Origin of the sequence: Mesorhizobium sp. B2-8-1 (assembly GCF_006440955.1) — a bacterium.
Classification (GTDB): domain Bacteria; phylum Pseudomonadota; class Alphaproteobacteria; order Rhizobiales; family Rhizobiaceae; genus Mesorhizobium.
In genome coordinates this window covers 70,012-81,670 of sequence record NZ_VFTX01000007.1, presented here as the reverse complement: position 1 = coordinate 81,670, position 11,659 = coordinate 70,012, and the positions used below count along the sequence as shown (strand labels likewise).

At 62.2% G+C, this 11,659-nt stretch carries 5 protein-coding genes and 1 tRNA gene; 3 read left to right on the top strand and 3 right to left on the bottom strand.

What is annotated here, in order from left to right:
* Window positions 1–5 precede the first annotated feature (5 nt).
* Together FJ428_RS19095 and FJ428_RS30310 are read left to right on the top strand one after the other, a co-directional pair.
* Complete coding sequence (locus tag FJ428_RS19095) at window positions 6–1,193, top strand: TIGR03032 family protein (RefSeq protein WP_210242250.1); 1,188 nt, start codon at window positions 6–8, stop codon at window positions 1,191–1,193.
* A gap of 29 nt (window positions 1,194–1,222) precedes the next feature.
* Window positions 1,223–4,981 carry an autotransporter outer membrane beta-barrel domain-containing protein gene (locus tag FJ428_RS30310; RefSeq protein ID WP_181167336.1) on the top strand — a complete coding sequence of 1,253 codons (3,759 nt, stop codon included), beginning with the start codon at window positions 1,223–1,225 and terminating at the stop codon, window positions 4,979–4,981.
* A gap of 975 nt (window positions 4,982–5,956) precedes the next feature.
* Here the strand turns inward: FJ428_RS30310 and FJ428_RS19085 are convergent.
* From FJ428_RS19085 to FJ428_RS19070, 3 genes are all read right to left on the bottom strand, one after another.
* Window positions 5,957–6,142, bottom strand: coding sequence for a hypothetical protein (locus FJ428_RS19085; protein WP_140879950.1), 186 nt, complete (start codon window positions 6,140–6,142; stop codon window positions 5,957–5,959).
* Window positions 6,143–6,622: 480 nt separating this feature from the next.
* Window positions 6,623–6,699: transfer RNA gene (locus FJ428_RS19075), tRNA-His, on the bottom strand.
* Between the two features lie 338 nt (window positions 6,700–7,037).
* Window positions 7,038–7,496, bottom strand: a complete 459-nt coding sequence (locus FJ428_RS19070) for a phasin (protein WP_140498518.1) — start codon at window positions 7,494–7,496, stop codon at window positions 7,038–7,040.
* Window positions 7,497–7,746: 250 nt separating this feature from the next.
* Here FJ428_RS19070 and FJ428_RS19065 point away from each other — a divergent pair, with 250 nt between their 5' ends.
* On the top strand, window positions 7,747–11,535 hold the full coding sequence (locus FJ428_RS19065; protein WP_140879949.1) for a histidine kinase dimerization/phospho-acceptor domain-containing protein: 3,789 nt from the start codon (window positions 7,747–7,749) through the stop codon (window positions 11,533–11,535).
* The last annotated feature ends 124 nt before the right edge of the window (window positions 11,536–11,659 follow it).

Below are 11,659 nucleotides of genomic sequence, written 5' to 3'. Positions count from 1 at the left end.
GCACCATGGCTGCGCGCGGAAGCGGGGAAGCTGCGGGCGAGCCCTTCCCGGAAGAGAGCGAACCGGCCGAAGCCTCGCCCGATCTCACCTATTCGATGTCGGCGGGGCTGGTGGCGCGGCTGAAGGCGCTGAATGTTGCGCTCGCGGTCACCTCCTACCAGTCCGGCCTGTTCTATCTCATCGGCCGCAATCCGATGACCGGCGGGCTCAACGTTCACCAGACGCCGATTCTACGGCCGATGGGACTGGCCAGTGCTTCCGACGGGACGCTCATGCTAGTGGCAGGCTTCCATCTCGTACGCTTCGTCAACGCGCTGGAACCGCACCAGCGGGCCAATGAGATCTTTGACGCCTGCTACGTGCCGCGCACAGTACACGTGACCGGGGAACTCGACGCGCATGACGTCGGCATAGGGGCGGCCGGCCGACCCGTATTCGTCAACACGCGCTTCAACTGCCTTGCTGCCCTGTCAGACCGCTATAGCTTCGAGGAAGTGTGGCGGCCGCCTTTCGTCTCGGCGCTAGTCGACGAGGACCGCTGCCACCTGAATGGCCTAGCGATGCACGAGAGCGAACCCGCCTACGTCACGGCTGTCAGCCGCTCAGACACGATCGACGGCTGGCGCGACCGGCGCGCCGACGGCGGCATCGTGATCGATGTCAGGACCAGCATGATCGTGTGCGAGGGACTCTCTATGCCGCATTCGCCCCGGCTCCATCGCGGTGCACTGTGGCTGCTCAACTCTGGCACTGGCGAGCTCGGATGCGTGGAGCTGCCGAAGAATGGCGGCATGGGCCGCTTCGAGCCAGTCGCGTTCTGCCCCGGTTTCCTGCGCGGACTGGCTTTTTGCGGCCGCTACGCTTTCGTCGGTCTCTCCAAGCCGCGCTACAAGCGCTTCGAGGGGCTGGCGCTCGACGCTCGCCTCGCCACGGCCGATTCTGAGCCGTGGTGCGGCATCCAGGTCATCGACCTGGAAAAGGGAAACTGCGTCGACTGGTTCCGGATCGACGGCCAGGTGGCCGAACTCTATGACCTTGCCCTGATCCCAGGATTCGCATGCCCAATGGCGGTGAGCCCGGGCTCAGCCGACGCGGCGACCGTCGTCAGCCATGCGCCGGATGGGGGGCTGCCGCAATTGCCATCGAAGGATTCTTTTGCCGCGGCTGTCGTGCCAGCCCCGGCCACCCAATGACCAAGGCTGCCACGCAGCGGGGGGCGATCATGAGCCAGCCGACGAAACTGGGAAATACTGACAGGCCGGCGCTCAGTCTGCGCGACCGATTGGTGCTTGGTAGCGTGCTCGCGACCAGCGCGTTCTTGGGCGGCTACCGTGGATACGTCCGCCGCGCCTCTGCCTCCTGCACTCTTCTCAACGGCACGTACGCCTGCAGTGGCATTCTCACGGCTGAACAGGCGCTCCCCGACGAACCACAGCCCCTGACAGTGACTACAGTTCCTGGCTTCGGCATCGACACCAGACCCTCCAGCGGCGGGAGCGGCGGCAACGCCTTCACGCTGACCGGCACGGGCGGACTCGCGTTCACCGACAACTATTCATCCACTATTGCTGGCCAACTTTATGGTATCGACGCCAGCAACAATGGGAATGGCGCGCTGTCGATCACGACGACCGGCACAGTTATCGGCACAACAGGCGTCGGCATCAGCGCATTCAACAGCTCGGATGGCACCGATCTGACAATCAAAACGGCCCAGGTAACCGGCGGTACGAGTGGCATAGAGTTTATAAACAACGGGACCGGCATCCTGTCCATCTCGACCACCGGTGCGGTGACGGGGACGAGCGGTAATGGCATCGGCGGCTTCAGTAGTGGCACCGACTTAAGGATCAGCGCGGCGGAGGTGACGGGTGGTTTCGCCGGTGTTCGAGTATACAATTTCGGGAGTGGAGAGCTGTATATCGCCGCCACCGGCACAGTAAAGGGACTTACGTATAATGGCGTTTTCGCTAGCAACAATGGAACCAATCTTACGATAAAAGCTGTGGATGTGACGGGCGGATACTCCGGCATCGTCGCCCTTAACAATGGAAGCGGTGCGCTTTCGATCACTGCCACTGGTGCTGTGAGCGGCGAGGGAAAGGGCGATGGATCTTGCGATTGCAGACCTGGGGCAGACGGCATCTACGCCAACAACGATGGAACCAATCTGACGATCAACGCCGTAGACGTGAGCGGTGCATCCTCCGGTATCGTCGCCCTTAACAATGGAAGCGGCGCGCTCTCTGTTACCACTACCGGCGTGGTGAGCGGCGCGGGTGCTGTAGGGTACCCGTTCATCTCATATGGAAGCGGGGGATACGGCATTGTCGCAATCAACAGCGGAAGCGGCCCTCTGTCGATCAACGCCACCGATTCAGTGACAGGCACGACAAATATCGGGATTCTAGCCGACAACAACTCCGGTACAGATCTCACGATCAGCGCTGTGAACGTGAGCGGTGGCATAGATGCCATCCGCGCTCTCAACGGAGGCACTGGTTCATTGTTGATCACCGCCACTGGCATTGTGACAGGCAATGGCGGCGCGGGCATTTACGCGCGCAACGAATCCGCCGTCACCAGTTCGACGACCACGGTGACGGTGGGAAGCGGCGCGACAGTAAGCGGAACCACGGTCGGCATCGAGCTTGTGTCCGGCACCGGCCTCGCCGCGAGCGCGAATAACGCCGGTTCAATCGCAGGCGCAACGGGTATTCTCGCGAACACGGCGGCCTCGGTCACGATCTCCAACACAGGCTCAATCACCGGCACTGCCGGCACTGCGATTGATCTGACCACGAGTGGCCCCAACACTATCAACCAGATGGGCGGTATAATCAGCGGCAATATCCTGCTTTCGGGAGGCAGGCCGGACGTAGTCAACGTAACGGGCGGCAGGATCACGGGCTCGGTGTTTGGTCTTGGTGGTGGCAACACTTTCAACGTGCGCGGCGGTACACTCGATGGTTCGATCTTCGCAGGCAGCCAGAACGACACAGTGATCATTTCGGGGACCGCAAACATCCAGGGTAATGCCGCGATCGGGCCTGATGCAGTCGGACTTGAAGACGGCGATGACACATTCACGATGACTGGCGGTCACCTCGGCAGCGCCGTGAGCGGCGGCAACGGCAATGACATTTTGAGCGTCGACGGCGGCATAATCGACTCCTTCGTCGCGGGGAATGATGGTGCCGACCAGATCACCGTCTCGGGCGGCTCTATCGGCGGCGATGTCATTGGGGGCAGCGGCATCGACCAGGTCGCGATGTCAGGCGGTTCAATCGCCGGTGATATCGACGCCGAAAGGGTGACTCTGACTGGCGGCGCAATCGGTGGCAATATCACCGGTCTGTCGAGTCTCGTCATCAACGATCCGCTTTCATCAGCGCCAATCAGCCTGCGCGACGGAGTCGTCTTCAGCGGAACCAACGCCGTTGCCTCCATTATCGATACTGACCTCTCTGCGGGCGGCACGAAGACCCAGTTGTTTGAAGGATTCGACAGCGTCACCGTCGACCCGTCGACAATCAAATTCGGCACGGGCATGAACTTTATCAACTTGCTCAATTTGGTGGATGGCTCCACGCTCATCATCAATGGCAACGCCGGTCTGAGCGGTACGGCCAACGTGGTTGGGTCGACCATCACCATGCTCGATGGCGTTGCCGATGACATATTCACGCTTGGCGGTCTTGCGCTCAACAATGCCCAGCTAGGGCTCGATATCAATCAGCAGACGGTCCAGGCGGACAAGATCGTCACTGGCACGTTTTCGGCAATCGGCGCCAACACCATCATCGTCAATCTGCTGGGCACGCCGCAATTCGCCCAGGCGACCGATATCCCGATCATCGTCTCGGCCAGCGGGCCGGTTACCGGGACCTTCAATGTCGTGGGCATTCCCGGCACGCCGGGTTCGCTTTTTACCTATCAGCTCGTAACTGGCCCAGGCGGCTTGTTCCTGCGTGCCACGCCGGCCAATTTCGGCATTGCCGCGGCGCCCACCAGCGCCACCAATGCCGGCGCGGTCGAGGTGGCAATCGACGCTCTCTATGGCATAAACCGCGACGCGCTCGATGCGGACCTTCATCTTTCGCCCGCAACCGGCTCTGGAATGGTGCCGGTTTCGTCTAGCTTCGGCGTCTTTGCCTCCGGCCAGTTCGCTCATACCGAGCATGACGGCTACAACATCAGCGGCGGTGGTTTGAATGGCCTCGGCCCGAGCTTCGATGCCAACGATTTTTCGGCTGCCATCAGCCTGGATTTCAATGCCGCCAAACACTTCCAGTTCGACAATGAGTATGGCCTCAACATCGGCGTTTTCGCCGGCTACGCCTCGACCGATGTCAGCCTCGGAGCGTTCAAAGCATTTGATGCCATCGGCGAAGGCACCAACAAGGCCGGCATGTTCGGCGGCTACGCGCTGTTTCGTAAGGACTACAACTACGCGCTGGTCTCCGCCTCCGGCTTCTTCGGCGCAAGCGAGGTGACGAACGGCGTCCTCGGCACCACTGGCAGCTATGACACCAAGGGCTACGCGGTCACGGGATCGGTCGGCCATATCTTCACTCTGGGCGAGCGTACCCGATTTGACCTGCGTGGCGGACTGCTTGGCGTTTCGTTCCGCGGCGACCCCTATACCGACAGCGGCGGCAACGAGTTCGGCAAGAGCCAGCTTTCCTTTAGCGCAATCAAGTTCGAGCCCGGCATCTATGGCGATTACACACTAAGCAACGGTATGGTGTTCAGCCCCTATGCGCGGGGTGAATTGCAACAGCGTTTCGGCTACAAGAACACGACCGAAATCGGTGCCCGGAAGATCGACTTCGACGATGCGGATTTTTCCGTGGCGATATCCGCGGGGTTCAACCTGAAGATATCGGAGTTGACCACCGTCAACGGCGAAGTCCGTGGCAAAGCGTCGTCCGACAGTTCCACCATCGGCGGCAAGCTCGGAATAAAGATTGCCTTCTAGCTAGTCGCTCATTGGCACCAGGGCGGCTTGTGCTTCGTGCGGCGACCAGTGCCCCAAAGATGCTAAGCTCGGCGATTCCGAGCCCAGCAATGAACATTGTTTTTCCGACGCAAACCGCTACTATAAGCGGCCATCAAACCGGTACTGCCGTTTCATCAATGCTTAGAATTTCGGGAACTCTTCTCAATGGCGGGTCAACCCGTGTGCGGGTTGAGGTTCGTCCCGATTTTGGCGGGGCCATATTCGACACGGTGCTCAACAGCCGAGTCTCGAAACATGGGATCGTGTCTCGCCGCAACGACCCTTGACGGGCTTGTTCGAGAACTGCAGCGGCAATTCCCCACATGTACATACACGTTACTGGCGGAATGCGGACGGTCCGCCGCCAAGCTGAATTGATGGCGGAGCGGCGGCTTTCGAACCGGACGCAGTTCCTGAAGGTATATCGTCAAGCCCAGCATATTAGGGAGATGGACGAATGGGCCTCAACATCCCCGCGCTACTCGATCGCAAACCACCGAGGCGTTCGAACAGACAATACACCGAGCCCGCGGACGAGGGGCTACGGTTAGCAACCATCTGGATGACCGCGCCCGCGATATTCCATCCCATTTGGGAGTCATCACCAGCAAACCGAAGTGCAGCGCGCTGGAAAGTTGGGGTGCGCATGTCGGCCCGGAACCAGATGCAACTCAGGGCCCGCATTGGCACGTCGACTACACCCCACCAATCGGGCGCAGGCCTTAATTGAGGCGCTGCTGGAAGAGCGGCTCAATGCGCTCGCCGTCGCGTAGCGCAGCTCCTGCTGTCGTTGAGCCGAACAACCATAGCCGAGATTAAGTTGCTCATGGGCATTGCCGGGAGGACAGGGCAACCGATACGCTATTTGTGACCGCGAAATCCTGGCGCACCTTGCTCCTCCACGCCGACTGATTCAAACGAAAGGTTCCATTGGTCTCGGCTATCACGAGAACATCAAAAATGATTGGCAGGTTTTGGGGGCTCTCTATCGTAGTCCAAAATGGAAGCGATTCTCCTTAGTTTGATCATCGCCTCATCGATCATTCGCCAGGATTGGTGCCCCTCTACCGCGCTCCTGGCGCTCGCCAGCTCACCTCTTACGATCTGCATGATCTCCTGTGCGGCTTCCTTCTTGTCCATATGCGACTCCTGCGAACTAACGAAGGTGGTCTTGGGCGCTATCATGCCACGACCGAGGGCACGTCGACAAACCTCGTGCCATCAGGCTGGATCGAGTGTGTACCATTAGAGGGCATCCGCTCCGCCTCGCGCCAGGGATACTTTCAGGCGACGCCAAAACTATGGACTTTGGAGATCGTCGGCTCGTCGCCGAGGCCGGCCCCCGGGCAATCCTCTCCCGTGCTTCGGTAGCTCTTCTCGTTACGTCTCACTCGGGCATGCGGGTTGTCCCCGAATTGGACCGGCTCATCATCGAGCGCGGCCGGCCGAGGATGATCGTCAGCGACAATGGCAGCGAGTTTACCTCGAACGCTATCCTCTCCTGGGCGGATCAGAACCGCGTCGAATGGCATTACATTGCGTCCGGCAAGCCGATGCAGAATGGCTTCATCGAGAGCTTCAACGGCCGACTGCGCGATGAACTGCTCAAACGAGACCCGATGGTACCGTTGGCTGGGATCGAACCAGCGACCTCCGGATCCACAATCCGGCGCTCTAACCAGCTGAGCTACAACGGCACGTCTGCCTGAGCGGGATCGGCGGAACATAGTCCCCTCGAGCGCTCTGTCGTTCGGCGATGCGTCCTTACGGGCTTATGGATTTTAATTCAAGGCTTTTGCAAAGCAAAGGTCACTTGCCCACATGGAAGCGGACCTGCGGACAAGAAAAAGGCCGGCGGGAGGAGGTGCCGGCCTTTTCCTGTTACGAGCCAGCGGGAGGAGGTGCTGGCTGGTCACCCCGGAGGCGGAGGGAGGAGGTTCCGCCGACCGGGTATTCGTTGATGGCTGCCATCATACACACGATCATTTCGAAGAAAATGCGACCTTTTGTTACATCTTCTGATCATGCGCAAATATTAGGCGGCCTTGATGTCCTTCATCGCCTTCTCGAAAACGGTCTTGATCGGCTTGGAGACATCCTCGGCCGCCTTGGAGGCGACGGTCTGGAACTCCTTGGCCTGCTCGACGGTCATTTCGACGCGCTTGCGCAGGAACGCGGTCTGCAGCTCCACGACTTCCGACAGCGATTTGGCGCCGATCAGCGCCTCGAGATGCGAAAAGCCCGCTTCGGCATTGGCGCGCAGTGCGGCAACGGTCTTGAGCGACAGGTCGCTGGAAACGGTCTTGGCGGACTCGTATGTGGATTCCAGGGCCTTCTGGGTCTCCTCGGCGCCAGTCTTGAGCTTGGCGTAAGCCTCCTTCGACTGCTCGACGCCCTTCTCGGCGAAAGCGCGGATCTGGTCGGTGGCCTTGGAAGCGTCAAAGCTCGGGAATTCAACGTTTTCGATGGTCTCGGCAGTCTTGGTCCTGGACATTTTCCATCCTTTTCAGCGGTAGCGGCTTTGACGGAAAGCCGTCTCGTTCATGTATGATGGCAATATAAAGGCAATTTTTGTGCATTGCAATATCTTTGTTGCACTGCACCATAGATTCCGTTTCGGCCGTTAACCAAGAGCCGAAATTCAGGCCTATGCACGTTCTGGCTTGTGGACCTTCGCGCCGCCGGCTTTTATTAACAAAGCGTTAACTGCAAAAATGCCCGCTGCATGAGGATTTCGCCAGCGCATGCCGTCCGAATATTCCTTTCTCGACGTCGCCGTGCTCGACGCGGTCCGCCAGCGCTTCGCCGCCGGCGACGCGATCGCGATCCTGTCGGCGAATCTGGAGCAGGTGATCTGGGCCAATGGACCGGGTGCCGCGGTGTTCGGCTATCCCGACATCGAAAGCATCATCGGCGCCGAGGCACGGCTGCCGCTGATCGCCCGCCGCCAGATCATGGCAACCAGTGGATTTCCCGACATCGGCAGCGACCGCACCATCACGGTCAGGCTGGCGACCGGCATGACCAGCCGCGCCATCGGCTTCCTTGCAAGCGCTGTGACGCTGCCCGACGGCGAGAACGCCATCATGCTGGCGGTGCCGGCGACCCAGACCGGCTCGCGCAGTGCGGCCGAAATCGCCGGCAGGGCCATCAGCGGCTTCACGGAAGATGGTCATTTCATCGCCTTCATCGACGCCAGCGGCAATGTCGAAGCGGCATCGGAGAGCTTTTCGCAGCTCGGCATCGAGCCCGCGACGCTGGCCGCGCTGGTGGCCGACGTCGCGAATGAGAGCGACCGCATCGTCAAGCGCCTGGTTCCGGGCGGCGGCACATCCTATCCGGCGGGCCTCGCCCGACTGACGCCTGAGCGACATTTGCTGGTGGTGATCGACGAAAACAGGCTCGACGACCGTGCGCTGGCGGAGGGGACTCCAGCGGCCGAGCGTTCCGAAGGACGTAACCGCTCACAGGCCGTCGCCAAGGATATCTCGGAACCGGCAGCGCGAATCGCTGCCGAAGCGGCCGTGCAGGAACCGGCGGCGGCAGAACCCGGACAACCGGCGGCAAACGGTACGCGGGCACAGCACGACCATTGGTATTTCAATGCCGGCGAGGACGGGAGGCATGCGCGCGGCCCAGCCGCGCCGGACGCCGAAGCTGCACTTTCGCCGGCTGCCGCCGAAGGTCCAGCCGAGGACGCGAAGCACGATGCCCAGGCTCCAGTTGTTCCGGCAGCCCCGGCCGCCAGGACCGTGGACCGCACGGCGGCGCCGCTGCGTTTCGTCTGGCGAACCGACGCCGAGGGCAGGTTCAGCGCGCTGTCGCCGGAATTCGCCGACGTCGTCGGCAAGCCGGCCGCGGACGTCATCGGCAGGCGCTTCAGGGACGTCGCGGCGGCCTTCGGGCTGGATGCGTCCGGCGAGATCGCCGGCCTCCTGGAGCGGCGCGACACCTGGTCCGGCCGTTCCGTGCTGTGGCCGGTCGTCGGCACGGACCTGAAGATCCCCGTCGACCTGGCGGCCCTGCCCGTCTATGGCCGCAGCCGTGCCTTCGAGGGCTTCCGCGGTTTCGGCGTCGCCCGCGCCGGCGACGCCGTCGTCGACCCTGAAGCGATCGGCATGGCGCTGGTGCCCAACAGCGAGGCACCCCCGGCGTCGGAACCGGTCGAACCCGCACCTGAGGAACCGAAGACCGAGGAGTTGAAGCCATCGGACCCGTTCCGGGGCGAGGTGCCGGCGCTGACCATCGTGCCGAAGCCTGAACGCCGCTTTGCCGACAAGGTGATCCGTCTGGCCGAACATCGCCAGCCGGCTAACGACAAGGGTCTGTCGACCCTGGAACGCAGCGCCTTCCGCGAGATCGGCGAGCGGCTGAAGAAGGAAAGCAGCCCGGCCGAGCCGGAGGCTGAAAGACCGGGTCCGGACGATGCCGGGCAACCGGAGGCGGCAACGCCGGCGGGGCCGTCCGAGAAACCAGCGGACGCCCGCAAAAACCTTGCGCCAAAGGGCGAAGCCGCACCGGCTGAGCCGTCCGAAACCGATGTCGATGCCGAGGATGCAGAGGATCTCGCCCGGCTTGATGGCGAACGGCCGGACAAAACGGCTGACGAGGAGCCCGCCGACACGGTGGCCGGAGTGACGGGTTCGCTGCTCGACTATGCCGAGCGGAGCGAGGAACCAGCGCCGATCGCCGACAACAATGACGAGACCCCGGCTTCCGAACCGGCGGCGGCGCGGACGGAACGGGAGAGCGAAGAGCCCGTCGCGGCGGCAGGCGAACCGGCCGTCGCCGGCACCAACGATGACATTGCCGACGACGAGAGCATGACATCGGCCGATTTTCGCGATGCCGAGGACAGTGAGGACTGGGTCGGGGACGAGGAAGCGTCCGCGTCCGATGAGCAGGCCGCGACCGCCGAGGGGGCCGCCGGCACAAGCGACGCGGTGGAGGCTCCGGTCGAGCGGCCACGCCTCAAAGTGCCTCCGCTCAAGCTCGAAGGGTTCGTGCCGTCGGCCTTTGCGGTCGGGGACGAGAGCAAGGCTCCCGACACCTCGCTCCTGAGCAAGCTGCCCGTGCCGCTGCTCATCCATTCCGGGGATGAACTTCATTACGCCAACGAGGAGTTTCTCGTCCTGACAGGCTATGAGACGCTCGATGAACTGGCGGACGCCGGCGGGCTGGGCGCGCTGTTTGCCGATCCCTATGGCCATGACGGCGCCGCCGAGGGCGCGGACCGGGCGTTGCGGCTGAAGACGCATGGCGGGCAGGAATTTCCAATCGAGGCTATCCTGCGTTCGGTGCCGTGGCGCGACGGCAAGGCGCTGATGCTGGTGGTGCGCCGTTCGGGCGAGGATGAGGCACCGGCGGCACTGCATGCGGCCGGCGACGAGCAGACGCAGCCCGATATTTCCGAGCTCAAGGCGCGCATCGCCGAGATGCGCACCATCATCGATACCGCCACCGACGGCGTCGTGCTGATCGGCCGTGACGGCGCGATCCGTTCCATAAGCCGTCCAGCCGAGGCGCTGTTCGGCTTCGATAGCGACGACGTGACCGGCAAGCCGTTCGCCTCGCTGTTTGCCATCGAAAGCCAGCGCGCGGCGCGCGATTATCTCGACGGCCTGTCCGAGCCCGGCGTGGCGAGCGTCCTGAACGACGGCCGCGAAGTCATCGGCCGCGAGGCGCAGGGCCGCTTCATTCCGCTGTTCATGACCATCGGCCGGCTGCCCAACGACAGCGGGTTTTGCGCGGTGGTGCGCGACATCACGCAGTGGAAGAGGGCCGAGGAGGACCTGACCCAGGCGCGTGCGGTGGCCGAGCGCGCCTCCTCGCAGAAGACGGATTTCCTCGCCCGCATCAGCCACGAGATCCGCACGCCGCTCAATGCCATCATCGGCTTTTCCGAACTGATGGTGGACGAGAAATTCGGGCCGGTGGCCAATGACCGCTACCGCGATTACCTGCGCGATATCAACCGATCGGGCAATCATGTGCTCGATCTCGTCAACGACCTTCTCGATATCTCCAAGATCGAGGCCGGCCAGCAGGAAATGGCCTATGAAGCGGTGTCGCTCAACGACACACTGGCCGAGACGGTGGCGATGATGCAGCCGCAGGCCAACCGCGAGCGCGTCATCATTCGCTCCAGCTTCGCGTCGCGACTGCCGGAAGTGGTGGCGGACCTGCGCAGCGTGCGCCAGATTGCCCTCAACATCCTGTCGAACGCCATCCGTTATACCCAGGCCGGCGGCCAGGTGATCGTCTCGACCGCCTATGAGACATCAGGCGATGTCGTCATGCGCGTGCGCGACACCGGCATCGGTATGAGCCAAGCCGAGATCGAGCAGGCGTTGAAGCCCTTCAAACAGATCAATGCATTGAAACGGGGGCGCGGCGACGGCACCGGTCTCGGCCTGCCGTTGACCAAGGCGATGGTTGAAGCGAACCGCGCCCGTTTTATCATCACCTCGACGCCTGGCGAAGGAACCCTGGTCGAGATCGCGTTCCCGTCGACGCGCGTGCTTGCGGAATAGGCAAGCTCCCGTCCATCCAACCGCCTGAAAAAGAAAAGGCGCCCAACAGGACGCCTTGAAAGATGGGATTTGCTGTCACAACGGGGGCTTGAGCGAATTCAGATCCTCCGGGGGCTGAGGAACG

Excerpts from the sequence above, each read along its gene's own strand:
- FJ428_RS19085 (WP_140879950.1), bottom strand. The coding sequence starts at position 6,142 with ATGGACAAGAAGGAAGCCGCACAGGAGATCATGCAGATCGTAAGAGGT.
- FJ428_RS19070 (WP_140498518.1), bottom strand. The coding sequence starts at position 7,496 with ATGTCCAGGACCAAGACTGCCGAGACCATCGAAAACGTTGAATTCCCG.
- FJ428_RS19095 (WP_210242250.1), top strand. The coding sequence starts at position 6 with ATGGCTGCGCGCGGAAGCGGGGAAGCTGCGGGCGAGCCCTTCCCGGAA.
- FJ428_RS19065 (WP_140879949.1), top strand. The coding sequence starts at position 7,747 with ATGCCGTCCGAATATTCCTTTCTCGACGTCGCCGTGCTCGACGCGGTC.
- FJ428_RS30310 (WP_181167336.1), top strand. The coding sequence starts at position 1,223 with ATGAGCCAGCCGACGAAACTGGGAAATACTGACAGGCCGGCGCTCAGT.